Annotated in this window: 13 protein-coding genes; 11 read left to right on the forward strand and 2 right to left on the reverse strand. The window is 63.0% G+C overall.

Annotated elements, in window-relative coordinates:
* Window positions 1–1014: 1014 nt before the first annotated feature.
* Entirely contained in the window at window positions 1015–2091 is a 1077-nt protein-coding gene (locus tag ACUXH0_RS01995; RefSeq protein ID WP_004632417.1) for a replication protein RepA, read from the forward strand.
* Window positions 2092–2168: 77 nt separating this feature from the next.
* Here ACUXH0_RS01995 and ACUXH0_RS02000 read toward each other — a convergent pair whose 3' ends face one another.
* Window positions 2169–2372, reverse strand: coding sequence for a cold-shock protein (locus tag ACUXH0_RS02000; RefSeq protein WP_004632415.1), 204 nt, complete (start codon window positions 2370–2372; stop codon window positions 2169–2171).
* A 415-nt stretch (window positions 2373–2787) separates the two neighbouring features.
* Here ACUXH0_RS02000 and ACUXH0_RS02005 point away from each other — a divergent pair, with 415 nt between their 5' ends.
* The 7 genes from ACUXH0_RS02005 to ACUXH0_RS02035 all read left to right on the forward strand — a co-directional run bounded on the left by ACUXH0_RS02005 (window position 2788) and on the right by ACUXH0_RS02035 (window position 11726).
* Window positions 2788–3456, forward strand: coding sequence for a ParA family protein (locus ACUXH0_RS02005; protein WP_004632410.1), 669 nt, complete (start codon window positions 2788–2790; stop codon window positions 3454–3456).
* The gene (locus ACUXH0_RS02010; protein WP_024974426.1) at window positions 3453–4463 is read left to right on the forward strand and encodes a ParB/RepB/Spo0J family partition protein; all 1011 of its coding nucleotides are present in this window, start codon (window positions 3453–3455) and stop codon (window positions 4461–4463) included. The genes ACUXH0_RS02005 and ACUXH0_RS02010 overlap by 4 nt, the downstream gene beginning before the upstream one ends.
* A gap of 320 nt (window positions 4464–4783) precedes the next feature.
* Window positions 4784–5602: a DNA-binding protein gene (locus ACUXH0_RS02015; RefSeq protein ID WP_024542650.1), complete on the forward strand. Its 819-nt coding sequence runs from the start codon at window positions 4784–4786 to the stop codon at window positions 5600–5602.
* A 267-nt stretch (window positions 5603–5869) separates the two neighbouring features.
* The gene (galU, locus tag ACUXH0_RS02020) at window positions 5870–6820 is read left to right on the forward strand and encodes a UTP--glucose-1-phosphate uridylyltransferase GalU (RefSeq protein WP_004632405.1); all 951 of its coding nucleotides are present in this window, start codon (window positions 5870–5872) and stop codon (window positions 6818–6820) included.
* Between the two features lie 290 nt (window positions 6821–7110).
* The gene (locus ACUXH0_RS02025; RefSeq protein WP_028866835.1) at window positions 7111–8451 is read left to right on the forward strand and encodes an MFS transporter; all 1341 of its coding nucleotides are present in this window, start codon (window positions 7111–7113) and stop codon (window positions 8449–8451) included.
* A gap of 3 nt (window positions 8452–8454) precedes the next feature.
* The gene (locus tag ACUXH0_RS02030) at window positions 8455–10371 is read left to right on the forward strand and encodes a sensor histidine kinase (protein WP_182593551.1); all 1917 of its coding nucleotides are present in this window, start codon (window positions 8455–8457) and stop codon (window positions 10369–10371) included.
* The gene (locus tag ACUXH0_RS02035) at window positions 10368–11726 is read left to right on the forward strand and encodes a sigma-54-dependent transcriptional regulator (RefSeq protein WP_182593550.1); all 1359 of its coding nucleotides are present in this window, start codon (window positions 10368–10370) and stop codon (window positions 11724–11726) included. Before ACUXH0_RS02030 ends, ACUXH0_RS02035 begins: the two co-directional genes overlap by 4 nt.
* Here ACUXH0_RS02035 and ACUXH0_RS02040 read toward each other — a convergent pair.
* On the reverse strand, window positions 11723–12523 hold the full coding sequence (locus tag ACUXH0_RS02040) for a YhfC family intramembrane metalloprotease (protein WP_004632398.1): 801 nt from the start codon (window positions 12521–12523) through the stop codon (window positions 11723–11725). The two genes, ACUXH0_RS02035 and ACUXH0_RS02040, sit on opposite strands and share 4 nt — an antisense overlap.
* A 125-nt stretch (window positions 12524–12648) precedes the next feature.
* Here ACUXH0_RS02040 and ACUXH0_RS02045 point away from each other — a divergent pair, with 125 nt between their 5' ends.
* The 3 genes from ACUXH0_RS02045 to ACUXH0_RS02055 all read left to right on the forward strand — a co-directional run bounded on the left by ACUXH0_RS02045 (window position 12649) and on the right by ACUXH0_RS02055 (window position 17489).
* Window positions 12649–13089, forward strand: coding sequence for a surface-adhesin E family protein (locus ACUXH0_RS02045; protein ID WP_004632395.1), 441 nt, complete (start codon window positions 12649–12651; stop codon window positions 13087–13089).
* A gap of 107 nt (window positions 13090–13196) precedes the next feature.
* Window positions 13197–15878: a diguanylate cyclase domain-containing protein gene (locus ACUXH0_RS02050; RefSeq protein WP_182593549.1), complete on the forward strand. Its 2682-nt coding sequence runs from the start codon at window positions 13197–13199 to the stop codon at window positions 15876–15878.
* Between the two features lie 450 nt (window positions 15879–16328).
* Window positions 16329–17489, forward strand: a complete 1161-nt coding sequence (locus ACUXH0_RS02055) for an ABC transporter substrate-binding protein (protein WP_182593548.1) — start codon at window positions 16329–16331, stop codon at window positions 17487–17489.
* Window positions 17490–17505 lie beyond the last annotated feature (16 nt).

The raw sequence follows: 17505 nt of genomic DNA on the forward strand, positions 1-17505 counted from the left end.
TACCCGATTCTGCGAGCCACTGAAAAACGAAACCGTACCCGTTTCTGCGCACGATCGCGCCCAAGGCTCAGCTCAAAGTGAACCTGTTTCTGCGGGCAGGGCCTCGAATCGGGCGAACCTGTTTCTGCGGGACTTCTCGCAGAAACGGGTTCGCCGTATCTGCAAGCCTTCACGCCAAGCCTTTGGCCAATAAGGCTTTTTACCCGCAGAAACAGGTACGCGGTGTAGAACGCCCAAGCCTTGAGATATCGGCAAGCAGCCTTCCCTCAACCAGGTTTCAGCGATGAAAGTTCAGAATGCACAGGTCAGGCGGAAGGCTCGATGACGTGCAGCCACATCCAGCTTACCCGCCGCCACGCAGAAACAGGTACGCACGGTGTGCAACCAAGCAATTCGAAGCGTGTGCTCGCTTTCTTATAGATGGCGCAAGAATAAGAGCCAGGAAGTCACGTGGATCGGCACGCACGCAGATTTGGGTACGGGTAGTCCGTGCGAAAACGCCCTTACTCACGCAGAAACAGGTACGCTTCGTCAGTTATCAGGCTGAGGGAGCCCAAAAAATCGACGAATCCCTCGCAGAAACGGGTACGCACTCGCAAAAGCGGACCGAATCGTGCGGCTCTCCCCCTTTTTTCTGTGGATAACACTGTGGACAACATGATGTTGTCCCCGCAGATTCCGGTACGCCCAACGCGCAGAAGCGGGTACGGTTTCGCGCAGAAGCGGGTACGCCATCGCGCAGAATCTGGTTCGGCCGTTCGCAGAATCTGGTTCGGTTTACCCCTCTGAACCAAGCGCTGACAAGGCTTTGCGGGCCGCGTATACGGTTTACCTGTAGTAAACGTAGAAGGTATATATAGCTTGTAGTAAGGAAAGGTCTTCCGTGGACAACCTTAACGGTTGCCCACCGATGCCCTTCCCGCGACAACGAGCAAAATTCAGAAAACGTACCCAATTCTGCGTGACAAGGCGAAGGCGTTTTAGTACAAAGGGTCTGAACAATTCTTGCCCACCATGGTCACCAAGCGCCTCACACCCAATGGGAAACCGGACGACAATTCGCCCGGCCGCATCATCGTCCCCTCGGGAGGGCAAGTCATTGCCGCGCCGGAGAAGTTTCAGCGCCTGTTCGACGAAGCACAGGCAATGGAACGAGAAGACGCCTGGCAAAGCGGCGAGGTCGGCTTCCTCAGTCGCGCCAGCGTGCAGGTCACCCTTCCCTATCGCGCTCCCAAAGGTGCACCGCCGGTCTGGACGCGTTCCAGCGGCAACATCTCGCTGATGATCCAGCCGGGCTACTTCACGCAGCAGCGCTCCGAGCGGGCCAGCAATGGGCGGCAGCGCATCGTCTCCGAGACCGTCTCTTTCGGCTATCCATATGGCTCGTATCCTCGCCTGATGCTGGCCTGGATCGGCAAGGAGATCATGGCCAAAAAGAAGCGCGGCGAATTCCAGGGCACGGTGGAAGACCGGCGCATTTCGCTGGGCAACTCGTTGTCCGAGTTCATGTACAACCTGGGCATCCCGATGGCCACGGGCGGCAAGCGGGGCACCATGACGCTGGTGCGCCAGCAGATGATTCGCCTCTTCTCTGCCACGATTGCCATCGTGCAGAACAAGTCGGCGCCCAGCAGCCAGAATCAGAACCAGGAACCGCTCTCGATCGATCGCATCGGTTATCTGTTGGCCGATCAGCTGTCCACCTGGTGGGATCCGATGCAGCCGGGCCAGGGCTCAATGTTCGAGAGCTTCGTGGTGCTGTCTGAACCGTTCTTCAACGAGCTCGTGAATCGGCCGGTGCCGGTGGATATGCGTGCGTTGAAGGCGCTCAAGCAATCGCCGTTTGCGCTGGATGTGTATTCCTGGCTCACATACCGCTTCTTTACGATCCAGAAGCGTACCGAGATCCCCTGGGAAGCGCTGCAGATGCAATTCGGTACCGAAACGGAAAGCGAGCGGAAATTCCGTGCGTTGTTCCGCAAGGCGCTGAAGGACGTGCTGGTTGTCTATCCGGACGCCAAGGTGGATGCAGACTCTTCCAAGGCGCTGATTCTGCAGCCTTCGCGTACGAGCGTACGGAAGTTGGCCTGAAGTCAGCAAGAAGCGCCAGGCAAAAAGAAAGGGGAGCAGAAGCTCCCCTTTTTCATCTCAGGCGATCAGCCCGAAACTTATTCCGGCTTGATCGCCGAGGCTTGCAGACCCTTCGGGCCTTGCTTCACCTCGAAAGTGACCTTCTGGCCGTCCTTCAGGGTCTTGAAGCCCGAACCCTGAATTTCGGAGAAGTGCGCGAACAGATCCGCGCCGCCGCCGTCCGGAGTGATGAAGCCGAAGCCTTTGGTTTCGTTAAACCATTTGACAGTACCCGTGGCCATGCAAAAATTCCTTTAAATAACAAAAAACACGTCGTCCAGCCGATCCGGACATCGCACGAAGAACCGGCTGATTCCGAATCTTGCGTAGACAAAGTCTTCAGACGACTGTCTGAGCATCATAACCAGTTTGGAGCGGAGTGTCGATGGGCGGCATTTTTCCGAAATGTCGCTTTTATGCATCTCACTGGTAAACACCTAGGAAGCCCGTAAATGCCGGGTTGAACGCATAAAGTTATGCGCCAAAGACCGCATTTACATCTCAATTTAGGTGAATTGAAAACCGCCTTTCCGTCACGTCTGCGGTCTCTCTATTTCGGTGAAATTTGTATGAATTGAATTTTATCGAACTTGTGTTTTCATGTCGCCTTCCCTAAGATGAGCGCTGCTGACTTTCAGCGCTGAAAGTGGAGGAGCAGTGAGCGCCAAGATCGTAACGGTATTCAATCAGAAAGGTGGCTGTGGCAAGACCACGGTCAGCATGCACATCGCCGGAACCCTTGGTTTGCGGGGGAGTAAGACGCTGCTGGTCGATATGGACGAGCAAGGAACGGCCACGCGGTGGGCCGCTCAAGCGCCCGAAGACAAGCCCTTCCCGGCTTCGGTGATTGGTTTGGCGCCTTCCGGTGGCGCCATGCACCGGGAGGTCCGCAAGTTTGTCGCGGACTACGACTACATCGTGGTCGATTGCCCTCCGGCGGTCCACTCACCGTCGTCGTCAAGCGCGCTGCTGATTTCCGACATTGCGCTGATCCCCGTGGTGCCGTCACCGCCTGATCTGTGGGCTGCAGTGGCTGCCAAAGCCCTGGCTCAGCAGGCCCAAGTCACCAACGAGACGCTGCGTATTCGCGTGCTGGCGAACATGGTGCAGCGGCGTGTCTCGCTAGCCAAGCAAGCAATTGAAATTCTTGGTGATGATGGAGATATTCCTTTGATGGATTCCATGATCGGATCGCGGTCTGCATTTCGTGAGTGCCAGGCCATCGGCGCGACGGTACACGGTGTGTCGGGCGCCCGGGAAGCCGTGAGTGAAGTCGACATCTTGATCGACGAGGTGTTGCAGTTGTTGCAGGAGGAACGTGTATGAGCGCGAAGTTGAAATCGCTCAAAGATGGCATGCTGGCCGGTATAGCCGCGGAGAAAACCAAGGCGACACCGGTCGATCGCTTTGCTTTGGCAGAAAAAGCGATTACATCGCATCCCCGCGGCCTGCTTGGCCAAGCGGCTCCCGTCTCCGCTTTCAGCGCTGAAAGTCCCGCACCTGCGAATACCTCCGAACGCCGGGTCATCAAGGTTCCGCTTGAACGGTTGCAGGAAAATCCGCTCAACGCCCGCCGCATCTACGATCCGCAGATCGTTCAGGAGCGGGCGGCATCCATCGCCACACACGGCCAGCAGACACCAGGGTTGGCAGCACCAGACCCCGCGCGGCCGGGCTGGTTTGTCCTGATCGACGGCCACTACCGTAAGCGGGCCTTGGCGGCTGCGGGGAAGGCCGAGATGGACTGCTTCGTCGAGGACGGCCTGTCGGACATTGATTTTTACCGTCTGTCGTTCGTCTTGAACGAGCAGCGGTCCGGCCAGTCCGTGCTGGACAACGCAATCGCTTGGCGACAGCTGCTGGACGAAGGAAAAGTTAAAAAAGAAGAAGATATTTGCGAGATTACCGGCGTATCCGCAGGAACAGTCAACAAGACACTGGCGCTGTTGAAGCTGCCCGAGTCAGTGCTCGAAGTGATGAAGGAGCGGCCGGCCGGAATTGGTATCGCAACAGGATATGAGCTGACACTGTACTTTAAGAGCGCTGGCGAAGACCGCACGCGCGAGCTGGTGCATCGCGTACTGGAAGAGGGCCTCTCCAGTCGCGACGTGGAGCAGATCCGCAAGGTGGCCCAGGAGGGGCGTACCCGCAAGGTCAAGGAAGTCAGCCGCCAGTATAAGATCCGAAGCGCTGAAGGTGATCTTCTAGGCACAATTAAGGAATGGGATTCCGGACGCGTCATGCTTGATGTGAAGCTGGGAGACCGTGGTGCGCGGGAATCGCTCGTCGAGGCGCTAAAAAGCCGGTTTGGCCTGGACGTCGCCCTACTGTAATTTCGCCGCAGCTCTCTTCACCATAAGCGCCCATAGGGCGCTTTTTTTTTTGCCTCAATTTCGCGCGCCAGAAGCCTGTCAGCGTGCTGAAGCGTACCCGTTTCTGCGCGCGCCCACTTACGTCGGGTGCGTCTACAGAACGGCTCAACTCACTGCTAAAGATGCCTCGAAACGGGCAGACTCGGCACCCGGGGGGTACCTCGGCCCTTGTGAATTCGACTGCAAATAGATTATGCCGATATTAAAATAATGAAGTCTATTAAGACAACATTGAGGTTTTTAACCCTTCTTGTACACTAGATGGGCACTTGTTAGCCCTTATGGCACGTCCCGGTCTCTATTTCTCGGCAGAGCAGCAGCAGCGGATCGTTGAAGCGATCCGGCGGCTGGATATCGCCTTCCCTCACGACAACGCCGTGTTCCTGGATGAAGTGATCGAAGCTGTCCAGGCTGTGACGCGTCGTGTTTATGGCGTTCGACGCTACGTGCAGTGGTTGGCGGAGGCGGGAGTACACCGACGTCCGAGCAATACGACGCTACAGAAAGCGGTCGATCGAGCGCAGGGGCGCGGGCCGGCTGCAGCCGGTGCCGCAGCGGACGCGGTAGAGCCGTGGCCGATCCCATTGGCGCACGCAGAAACGGGTACGCTTCCGGCGCGTGACGAGCGCAACCGGATCGCCTCGCGCGCCATTGGCGCGCCGGGTGCGGGCGCCGAATGGATGGAAGCGCGCATTCGTGCAGAGGTGGCGGAGCGCGCGCTGGAACACGAAGCCGCGCGTAACCGGCAATTGCAGGCCGCCATGGCCGACTTGGAGCGTCGTCTCGGCGAGGCGCTTGCCACGGCGCCTGCCGTGCCCCCCAAATTGACCGATGCAACGCTAGAGCGCCTAGAGCAGACCATGGAAACCGTGACCCGCCTGGAGGGGGCGGCCAGCGCGCTGGCGGGGACGGAGCGCTTTCTGCGCTTGCAGAACGACGCGGTACGCCAGCAAACGCAAAGTGAAGCCGATCAACTGCGCCAGCGCATCCGCACCCTCGAAGCCGAGGTCGCGCATTTGAACGCCCAGATCGACGCCTATCGGCGCACGCCCGAGCGCACCGCACCGGTCTCGCGCGGCTGGGTCAAGCCATCTTCCTGATTTCTTGACGCACTGTTAGCGGGCGCTTACTGGTCTGGCCAGCCGCAAGTTGGCGTAAAGCGGTACGCAGAATTGGGTACGCTTTTTCAACTTTCGGCGCTGAAAGTTGATGCGACGGCGTTGCAACCGGTTGTAGGAAAGGCGGCAACGCAGTGCCCGCCACGTTGCGCGGGGCACGCCAGATCGTGCGCCACCAAAGGTTGGACCCGGGGGCTTACGCTGGCATATGACTTGCTCATGACGCTACGTCTCACCAATGGAGTTGTCATGAACGAGAAGATCACCAAGGCCGTGTTTCCCGTGGCGGGGCTCGGTACACGTTTTCTACCCGCCACCAAGGCCAGCCCGAAAGAGATGCTGCCGATCGTCGATAAGCCGCTGATCCAATATGCGGTGGAAGAGGCTGCCGCTGCGGGTATCACGGAGATGATCTTCATCACGGGCCGCGCCAAGCGCGCTATCGAAGACCATTTCGACAAGGCGTACGAGCTTGAAACTGAACTGGCTGCCAAGAACAAGCAGGCGTTGCTGGAGATGGTGCAGTCGATCAAGCCGGCGGGCGTCGAGTGCTTCTATGTGCGCCAGCCCGAGACTCTGGGGCTGGGGCACGCCGTGCTCTGTGCGCAGAAACTGGTACGCGACGAACCCTTCGCCGTGATCCTGGCCGATGACTTGCTGGACAACCAGCCGCCAGTCATGCAGCAGATGACGGAACTTTACGATCACTACCGCTGCTCCATCGTCGGCGTCGAAACGATTGCGCCGGAAGCCTCGCGCTCGTACGGCGTGGTGGCTGGCCGTGAATGGGATGACCGCCTGGTCAAGCTCGATGGCATCGTCGAAAAGCCCGCGCCGAAGGATGCGCCGTCCAACCTGGGCGTGGTCGGGCGCTACATCCTGACGCCGCGCATCTTTGATCATCTGCGCAATCTGAAGCCGGGCGCCGGCGGCGAGCTGCAGTTGACGGACGCCATCCAGAGCCTGCTGGCTGAAGAGCAGATCCTGGCTTATCGCTACCGTGGTCAGCGCTTCGATTGCGGCAGCAAGTTCGGTTACCTGCAGGCGACCGTCGAGTTCGCGCTGCGCCATCCGGAAGTGCGTGCTGACTTCGAGGCGTATCTGCATGACCGCCTTGGCCTGTCGCACACGCGGGAAGATTTGTCTGCCGAGGTGGAATCGTTGGTCCGCGACGCCATTCCGTTGAGCGTGGCCGCCTGAGCATCGCCGCCTTCAGAATCGAATCGGCCGTGCGGGTTTCCGCACAGGTTGCCTCGGCTGATTCTGAGAAACCGCACACTTCTCCTGTCGTCCACCGTTCCGTCGATTTCCCGCAAAGCCTCGCGCCACGGGCTTTTGCGGCGGATCGGCGAGTCTGCTTTTCGCATGGAATGCTTCTTGAGTAAGAGCGACCACCCATAAACCGGCGGACCGCTCGGACGTCGCACACGCAGCTGGGTGTGCCGACATGTCACAAGCAAAGGCCGCCGCCAACGCTCCAAGGAGACACCATGACGCAGCCTCAGGCTGGCGCGGTCACGGGCGAGTTTTCGCCCGCGCAGGCCCCCACCAAAGACACTCCCGCAGACGTTCGCCGTCGTCTGCGTTCCATCTTCTCCGGTTCAATTGGCAATCTGGTCGAGTGGTACGACTGGTATGTCTACTCGGCGTTTGCGCTGTACTTTGCCAAGTCGTTCTTCCCCAAGGGAGACCAGACCGCGCAGTTGCTCAATACGGCGGCCGTGTTTGCGGTGGGCTTTCTGGCCCGTCCGGTGGGCGGCTGGCTGATGGGCATCTACGCCGATCGCTATGGCCGCAAGCGCGCACTGTTCTTCTCGGTGGTGCTCATGTGCGCGGGCTCGCTCATCATCGCGCTCACGCCGAGCTACGCGACCATCGGCGTTGCGGCACCCGTGATGCTGGTGCTGGCTCGTCTGCTGCAGGGGCTGTCGGTCGGTGGGGAATACGGCACCTCGGCCACGTACCTGAGCGAAGTCGCCAACAAGGAAAACCGCGGTTTCTACTCGAGCTTCCAGTACGTCACGCTCATCGCCGGCCAACTGACGGCGCTGGCGCTGCTGATCGCGCTGCAGCAGTTCGTGCTGTCGCCGGCGCAGCTTGAGGCGTGGGGCTGGCGCATTCCATTCTTTGTCGGCGCGCTGTGTGCGCTGGTGGCAATGGCCATGCGCTCGCACATGGAGGAAACGCAGTCCTTTACCGCCGCGAAGGCCAACAAGAAGCGCGGCACGCTGTCAGAGTTGGCCAAGCATCCGCGCGCCGTTGCGACGGTCGTGGGCCTGACGATGGGCGGTACGGTGGCGTTCTACACGTACTCGATCTACATGCAGAAGTTCCTGGCCAACACGGTCGGTCTGTCGAAGGACAAGGCGACGCTGGTGTCCGGCGCCACGCTGCTGCTGTTCGCCATGCTGCAGCCGATCGTGGGCGGGTTGTCCGACCGCATCGGCCGTCGTCCGATCCTGATTGCCTTCGGCGTGCTGGGCACGCTCTTCACCGTGCCCATCATGACCGGCATCAGCCAGACCACCAACGTGTGGACGGCGTTCTTCCTGATCATGGCGGCGCTGGTGATTGTCTCGGGTTACACATCGATCAACGCGGTGGTGAAGGCGGAGTTGTTCCCCGCCGAGGTTCGTGCACTGGGCGTGGGTCTGCCGTATGCGCTTACGGTGTCGATCTTTGGCGGCACGGCCGAGTACATCGCGCTGTGGCTTAAGCAGGCAGGTCACGAGTCGCTGTTCTATTGGTACGTGACGGGCACCATCTTCCTGTCGCTGTTGGTGTACGTGTTCATGCGCGATACTCGCAAGCATTCCCGCATCGAACATTGACCCATGTCGCCAACAGACGGCCACCCCGACCTTGCCCCACCCGCACGCGGGCGCGGCTGGCGCGTGGCTGTCGCGCTGGCCATGGCGGCATGCTGCGCAGCAGCGGGATGGGGCGCTTACGCCGTCGCCCTGCAGCGCTACGTTGCCACGCGGGCCGAAGAGGCCGGCCAGCGCACCACCTTCTACGCGCAGAACCTGCGCAGCACACTGGCGCGCTATGAATCATTGCCGAGACTGGCGGCGTTGGAACACGTGCTGCACGTCGCGCTTCTAGAGAACCCCGAGGCCGGCGACGCCGTTCCGCGCCGTGCAGCCAACGCCTATCTGAAAGAAGTCCAGGCGGCCACCGACTTGGCCGCCGCTCACCTGATCAATACGACCGGTCTCACGATTGCGGCCAGCAACTGGGATCTGCCGACCTCGTTCGTCGGCCAGAACTACGCGTTCCGCCCGTACTTTGTCGAAGCCATGCGCGAAGGGCTCGGCCGCTTCTACGGCGTCGGCAACACCACCGGCGAGAACGGCTATTTCGTCGCCGCCCCCGTGCGCGAAGACAACAAGCCGATCGGCGTGGTGGTCGTGAAGGTCAACCTCGACGCGTTCGAGGCCACCTTGTCGCGCAGCGGCGATACGGTGCTGCTGGTGGATCGGCACGGCGTGATCTTCCTGTCGTCCGTACCCGAATGGAAATACCGCACGCTCGGCACCTTGAGCGCGAACCAGCGCGCCGCACTCGACGCGACGCGCCAGTACGCGCCGCACATCCTCACCCCGCTCGGCATGAACGATGGGCGAGCCGCGAGCGTACCCTTTTCTGCGGACCATCCCCCGCAGACCGTGCGCGTGGCATTGCCCGGAAAATCGGTATCGACGCTGCGTGTGCAGTACCGCCCGGTGGGGCTGCTCGGCTGGCAAGTCGCCGTGTTGATCGATCCGCGCGATGAGCAGCGCACCGCGCTGGTGGCCGGTGCGAGCGCCGCGTTTGCGATGGCGCTGGTCTTTGCCGTGCTCGTCGCTTTGCGTTTGCGTCAGCGCCGGCGTGAAGAGCAGCACCGCGCGCGCGCCGCGCTGCGCGAAGTCCAGCGCGATCTGGAAGCGCGCATCGCCCAGCGCACTGCCGAGTTGACGTCCGCCAACACCGCACTCGCCGGCAAGGTCGAGGCGCTTGACGCCGCGCAACGCATCCTGCGCGAAACGCGCGATGCCGCCGTGCAGGCCGGCAAGCTCGCCGTGCTCGGCCAGATGGCCGCCGGCATCACGCACGAACTCAACCAGCCCCTCACCGCGCTCACCACGCTGTCCGACAACGCCAACCAGCTTGCCGAGCGCGGCCGCATCGACGAAGTGCGCGGCAATCTCACGCACATCAGCCAGCTTGCCGAACGCATGGGGCGCATCGTTTCACACATCAAGGCGTTCTCGCGCAAGGGCGATGGGGCACGTGCAGCGGTGTCGGTGGACGAAGCCATCCGCCAGGCGCTGATGCTGGTTGAGACGCGTCGCCGGCAGGCCGGCGTGACCGTGGTGACCGAGCCGGTGCCGACCGATCTTGCGGTCTGGGCCAATGCCGTGCGGCTTGAGCAGGTGCTCGTCAACCTCATCCGCAACGCCATCGACGCCACCGCCGAGGCGCCCGCAGCCGAATCGGCGATCGTGCGTGTGAGCGTCCAGCCCATCGAGAAATGGGTACGCATCACCGTGCGCGACTTCGGCCTGGGCATTCCCGCCGACGTGCTGCCGCGCCTGTTTGAGCCGTTCTTCACCACCAAGGACGATGGTCAGGGCCTGGGGTTGGGGCTGGCGATTTCGCTGGCGATTATCGAAGATTTTGGCGGCCGGCTCGAAGGTCGCAATGGCGGTGACGGCACGCCGGGCGCAGAATTCATCATCGAGCTTGAACGCGTTGTGAAACCCACATGACTGAACACGGTACGCCGGATTCTTCCCCCATTGACCACGCGCCCGTCTTCCTGATCGAAGACGATGACGTGGTGCGCCTGGGCTGCGAGCAAGCGCTCACGCTGGCGGATGTGCCCGTGCAATCGTTTGCCGATGCGGAAAGCGCGCTGGCTGCGCTTGCTACGCAAACGCCGGCCGTAGTCGTCACCGACGTGCGCCTGCCCGGCCGCGACGGCCTGGCCGTGCTGCGCGAGATGCTGCAGCACGACCGCCAGTTACCGGTCATCCTCATCACCGGTCATGGCGATGTGACGATGGCCGTGGCTGCCATGCGCGCCGGCGCCTACGATTTCATGGAGAAGCCGTTCCACTCCGAGCGCCTGGTTGACGTGGTGCGGCGCGCGTTGGAAAAGCGCAGGCTCACTTCCGAAAACCTGCGGTTGCGTGAAGCGCTGCAGGGCCGGCAGGCGTACCCGTTGATCGGCCAGAGCGCCGTCATGCAGAACGTGCGCCGGCTCGTCACCGCGCTGGCGCCGACCGATGCCGACATCCTCGTCACGGGCGAGACCGGCTCGGGCAAGGAAGTGCTCGCGCGCGCCATTCACGAAGGCAGCCGACGTCGCGGGCCGTTCGTTGCGCTGAACTGCGCGGCGTTGCCGGAATCCGTGTTCGAGAGCGAAATGTTCGGCCACGAGGCGGGCGCCTTCACGGGCGCCAACCGCCGCCGCATCGGCAAGATGGAATACGCAGATGGCGGCACGCTGTTCCTCGATGAAATCGAATCGATGCCGCTGTCGCTGCAGGCCAAGCTGCTGCGCGCGCTGCAGGAACGCAGCATCGAACGGCTGGGCAGCAACGCGAGCGTGCCGGTCAATTGCCGTGTTGTGGCCGCCGCCAAGGTTGATTTGAAGGAAGCATCCGATCACGGCAAGTTCCGCGCAGACCTGTACTACCGCTTGAATGTCGTGTCGATTGCGCTCCCTGCGCTGCGTCAGCGTGCCGAAGACATTCCGTTGCTGATGGCCCACTTTCTGCAGCAGGCCGCGGTGCGCTACGAGCGCGCCGCGCCGGATTGGTCTGCGCAGGACATGATGCGCTGGCAGCACCACGACTGGCCCGGCAACGTGCGCGAACTGAAGAACGTGGCGGAGCGCTTCTGCCTCGGATTGGACGATGGCCTGGTGGCGTCCGACGCGAGCCAGCACTCCCTGGCCGGCCGCATGATGGCGGTCGAACGCACCACCATCGAAGAAGCACTGCGCGCCACGGAGGGCAACGTTGCCCGCGCGGCCGACTTGCTCGCCGTGCCGCGCAAGACGCTGTACGACAAGCTCAACCGGCACGGCATCGAGCCGGACCGGTTCCGCAGTAGTTAGCGCAGCGAGGATTCGCCGATCCTGCGGCCACCCTGCGGCGGCCAGCACGTTGCTGCCAGCAGCACGGCCGCCACGGCGTAGATCGCTTCAGTCACGGCCAGCGGCAGCACATGCACCTGGTACAGCGCAGCGGGCAAGTCCGCCAGCGCATGCAGCACCACCGCCAGCACGACGATCACAAAACGCCGCTGGCGCACCGCGTGCCACACCACCAGCGTGAGCGTGAACTGGATCAACATCGCCGCAACACGCTCGCTCACCGCACCGAGGGCCAGCCACGGCGAGAGCTGCGCGAGCATGGCGTGAATCGTCCCCACCATGGCCGCGGCGCCGCTGGCCGCGAGACGCGATTCCAGCTCGCCGCGGTTGGCGGCAATGCCGAACATCACCATCTGCGCCTGCGATGCCGCACCGACCAGCCAGGCTTCGATGCCGGCGTGCCCGAGCGCGTACGCGACGGGTGTGGCGGCGTCTGCAGGCTTGCGCACGAGAAAGCGCAGGCCGATCCAGCGCCCGCTTTCCTCGAACAAACCGGCCATCAGCGCGCCGTAGATGACGAACAGCACGGGCATGCGCAGCCAATGCGCCGTGATCGGATTGAGCTGCAGCAGATACAGGTGCAGCGTGCGTTCCAGCACCAGCGCAAACACGACAAACACCGCCGCGCCCACGCCGATGTCGCGCCACGCCAGGCCAAAGCGCCGCCGTAGCCAGAACCACGCCGCGACGGGCACGCTTGCGATGAGCAAGGCCGCGACGGCGTGGGCAACGAGGGCAGGCAGGGCAACGGTGGGCATGGCGGATGGGGTAGTCGGGGCGATCGGGTTGGCGGCATGCTACCTGAGGGCGCAGGCGCGAGTCTTGCGGGCCAATTGTTACAATAGGTGCCTGCGGCAACAGTGCCGCTTCTTGGTTTCTTGATATGGCAGGACAGACGGTCGTGAAACGCATGATGTGGCGGTGGATCTGGATATGCAGTGTCGGCGTGGGCGCCCTCGGCCTGGCGGTGCCTGCCCAGGCTGCGCGCTGGCACCAATATCTGACGACGACGTCCGTCGTGGCTTCCATCGATCGCACGTCGCTGCGCTCGAACCGTACCGGTCACAAGACCTTTCTGGCCCGCACCGTGCTCAGGCGCAGCGAACGCCGCGCCCATGGGGCGCACTACCGGCCCGGCACGGTGATCCTCTCGCGCCAGGAGATCGACTGCCACCGCCAGCGCATTCGCCTGGTCGACTACGTGGTGCGCGGTCCCGACGGCGCCACGCTCGATACCGATACCGCAGCCGGCGCGCACTGGATGCGCATCCGCCCCGGTACGCTCGCTGCACGCTCCGCCGCCTACGTCTGCGGCCGTCGCTAGACGCCGCGGCGGCTCGACAATGCCGGGCGGGCATAGCACTATGGTGTCTGCCCTCCCACTAAACACGACACCGGACGCGAGGGGCGCCGGTGTCAGCCGACGGTCCGATGAAACTGACCCTGAAGTCGCAGGCGGCCATCATGGCGACCGTTATCAGCGTGACGGTGGTGAGCCTGTTCGGCTGGTCGCAACGCGAGCCGATCCGCCGCGAAGTGATGGCGCAGATCAAGGTGCAGCAGACAGCCTTGGTCAAGGAGTCGGCGGAAGACCTCCAGAAGCGCCTGGACACGTACCTGGGCGTGCTCGAACGCACCGCCCAGCAGATGCGCTCCGTGCGGTTCGACACGCCCGCGCAGGAAGCGGCGTTCTACCAATCCATCCAGCCGGCCAGCGGCCTGTTCGACGGCGTGTTCCTGGCCTCGGCTGAGGGCAAGGTGACAGCCGCGACGGTGCGCCGCGAAGGCGTGGTCGGCATCGACATTTCCGATCGGGATTATTTCAGGCAGGTCATGGTGGTTGACCAGCCGACAATCTCCGCGCCGCTGCGCAACCGCGTGGGCAGCGAGCCCATCGTCATCCTGGCCGCGCCCGTGCATGATCAGGACGGCAATCTCGTCGGGCTGATCGGCGCGTCGCTGTACCTGCTCAAGCCGAACTTTCTTGGCGACCTGCGCGACATGCGCGTGGGGCAGACCGGCCATGTCTACCTGGCGACGCGAGGTGACAACGCCGTCTATATCGTGCACCCCGAGGCCGACAAGACGCTCGCGCCGCTCGATGCCGATCCGACGGCGGCCGCGGCCTTCCGCGCAGACCCGGATGCGCTGCCTGAGCGTGGCGGCGACGTGGCCACCAGGCAAGACATCATCGCGGCCGGCTGGACCCTCGCTGCCGTGTTGCCCGGCGCCGAAGCCAACCGGCAGCTCTTCCTCATGCGGCAGCGTTTTCGCTGGTCGCTGCTGGTGCTGGCGGCGCTGATCGGCGTGTCGGTGTGGGCGGCGATGCTGTGGCTGCTGCGCCCGCTTGGCCGGCTGCATGCCGCCATGACGCAGCTCTCTGCCACGGACTTGCGCAATGCGCCGCCGCTTGAGCGGCTCGGTGCTTCAGCGGAAATCGACGCGGTGTCGACGGCGTTTCACAAGCTGATGGGCGAGGTCGTTCGCCAGCGCGCCGAACTGGAAGCCGTGAACGATGCCTCGCCACTCGGGTTGTTTCGCTCGGATGTGGACGGCCGGACTGTCTATACCAACGAGGCGTATCGCCGCCTGCTCGGTGCCACGCACGAAGAGGCACTGGCCGACGTGTGGCTTGCGCGCCTGCATCCGGACGACCGCGATGCCATCATGGCCGGCTGGCGCGATGCGCTCGCGCGGGGGGCCGGCTACCACGCCGAGCAGCGCGTGATCGTGCCGGGCCTTGGCGAGCGGTTGCTCGTCGTTACGACCGCGCCGGTGCGAGTGGACGGCGAGGCCGTGGGCCACGTTGGGGCCATGGAAGACATCACCGTGCGGGCACGGGCGGAACAGGCGTCGCGCGTGTTGACCAAGATCCTCGACTCCACCACCGACTTTGTTGCGCAGAGCGACATACAGGGCAACGTCACCTATATGAATCCGGCCGGCCGCCGCTTTGCCGGCATTGCGCTGGATGCCAATCTCCAAGGCCTGACCGTTGCGGATTTCTACCCACCCGAGACGATGGGCTGGCTGCGCGAGGTGGCCGTGCCTGCGGCGGCGCGCGATGGCGTCTGGATTGGCGAAACGACCGCGCGAGGTGCCGAGGGCCAGGTCGTACCGATCAACCACATGATCATTGCGCACCGCGATCCCGCTGGGCGTATGGAGTACTTCTCATCGGTCATGCGCGACGTCACGCAGGACAGGGCTGCCAAGGAGGCACTGCAGCGCAGCCGCGAAACGCTCCAAACCGTGACCGATGCACTGCCCGCGCTGGTGGCCTTCATCGACACCGACGAGCGCTTCCGCTTCCTGAATGCCGCCTACGAGAAGGCGTATGGACGAGCGGCCGCGAGCATGCTCGGACAGACGGTGCGTGAAGTCGTGGGTGACGATGCTTACAGCATCCTTCGCGATGCGCTGCGGCGCGCGCTGGGCGGCGAGACGATGGTCTTCGAGCGCGAACTCCGCGGCCGCGATCCGTACCGCTGCGAAGAGGTCAGCTACCTTCCGCAGTTCGACGCGCAAGGCCGCGTGGCGGGTGTGCATTCTGTCACCCTTGATATCACGGAGCGCAAGAAACAGGAGCTGCGCCTGCGCGCGCTCACCACCACCGACCACCTCACGGGCCTGGCCAACCGCGCCGGCTTTGAAGAGCGCTTGCTGGCGGCGCTCGACCAGGCGCGTGTGAATGGTTCCACCGGCGCACTGCTGCTGGTCGACCTTGACGGCTTCAAGGTCGTCAACGACACGTACGGGCACGCTCTGGGCGATGCCCTGCTGCGTACCTTCGCGCAGCGTCTGGCGCGGGCCGTGCGCCCGTACGACGGCGTGGCGCGGTTTGGCGGTGACGAGTTCGCCGTCATCCTGGAGCACCTGTCGCACCCGGACGACGCGAAGACGGTTGCCGCCAATATCCTGGCCGCATGCAACAAGCCGTTTCGCCTGCGCGAAGCGATGGTGCAGGTGGGCGCGAGCATCGGTATCGCGACCTTTGACGCGCGCACATTGGCGCAGAGCGTCGTCTTCGAAGCTGCCGACGAAGCGTTGTACGAAGCGAAATCGCGCGGCAAGGGCCTGTTTGTCAGCGCCGACGAGCTATCGGCGGGCTGATTTTCGCAGTGCCGCAAGGCACGCAGAAACGGGTACGCTCCACGTCGATTTGACGGTATTGCGCAGGCAATATTGCGGCGCAACATCGGCCCTCCAGGCCGGGCGGCGGACAATCCCCTATCGCACGGTCGTGCGCTTTCCGGTAAAGTCCGGCGACTGACTGCACGCGCCGGCGACCCCGGCGCGGCGCACAAGAGCGCTGTACCCATGGCGCCTTCGCTTCACACTCCGACGCACTCCCGGTGCACGCATGCCCGATCCGGCATCGCTCGCCCGGCAGGTCTTCCGCTGTTTCGCCAACGTTGTTTGTCTTCGTGGCGCGAACGCCGGCAGGCGAGCGTCCGGACGCGATGCAGGGCGCATGCGGGGGAGCGACGGTGTTGGGCCAGCGCATCTTCGAGACGCATCGCATTCAAGCAATCGCGACGGACAAACAAGGAGCAGGTTCGCATGAAAAAAATGATCAAACGGCTGCTGTTGACGGCAGTGGCTGCGGGGGCGGCAATCGCAACGGGCACGACTTTCGCGGCCCAGGACATCAAGATCGGTGTGGCCGAAGCGCTGTCGGGCGGCGCAGCCCAATACGGTGTGGCCATCCGCAACGGCTTCCAGCTGGCTGCTGATGAGATCAACGCCGCAGGCGGCATCAACGGCAGCAAGATCGCGCTGGTGATCGAAGACGAGCAGGGCAAGAAGGAAGAAGCCATCAACGTCTTCAAGAAGCTGATCTTCCAGGACAAGGTGGCGATGGTGTTCGGCCCCACGCTGTCCAACTCGGCACAGGCGGCGGACCCGATTGCGCAGGGGTCCAAGACGGTTGCCTTTGGCACTTCCAACACCGCAGATGGCATCACCAGCATCGGCGACTACGTCTTCCGCAATTCCGTGACCGAAGCCGACGTGCTGCCGGCCACGATCCAGACCGTTGTGAAGAAGGCCGGCGTGAAGAAGGTGGCCGTGCTGTACGGCAACGACGACGTCTTCACCAAGAGCGGCTACGACAACTTCAAGAAGGCGCTTGAAGACCTGAAGATCCCGGTGACGACCACCGAAACATTCGCCAAGGGCGATGTCGATTTCAAGGCCCAGCTCACCAAGATCAAGGCGACGAACCCGGACGCGATCGTACTGTCCGCGCTGATTGCGGAGGGTGGTCCGATCATGGTGCAGGCGCGCCAGCTTGGCCTGAACGTGCCGGTCATCGGCGGCAACGGCATGAACTCGGTCAAGGTGTTCGACCTGGCCAAGGACAAATCCGACAACCTGTGGGTGGGCAGCCCGTGGTCGATCGAGAACCACACGCCCGAGAACAGCAAGTTCATCACCGCCTACACCGCCAAGTACAAGGCAGCGCCGGATCAGTTTGCGGCGCAGGCGTATGACGCCATGTACATCGCGAGCAAGGCGCTGAAGACGGTCAAGTTCAGCGGCAACCTCGAAGCCGACCGCAAGGCGATTCGCGATGCACTGCCGGCAGTCAAGCACACCGGCGCGACGGGCGCGTTTGCCTTCCGCCAGGTCACCGCGCGTGGCAAGCCGGCCGGCTACGACGCCGTGCAGACGCCGATCGTGAGCGTGACCAAGAACGGCAAGTACACGATCGAGAAGTAATCTTCGGTTCTCGTTG

Source organism: Ralstonia sp. 110700041-2, from assembly GCF_056280165.1.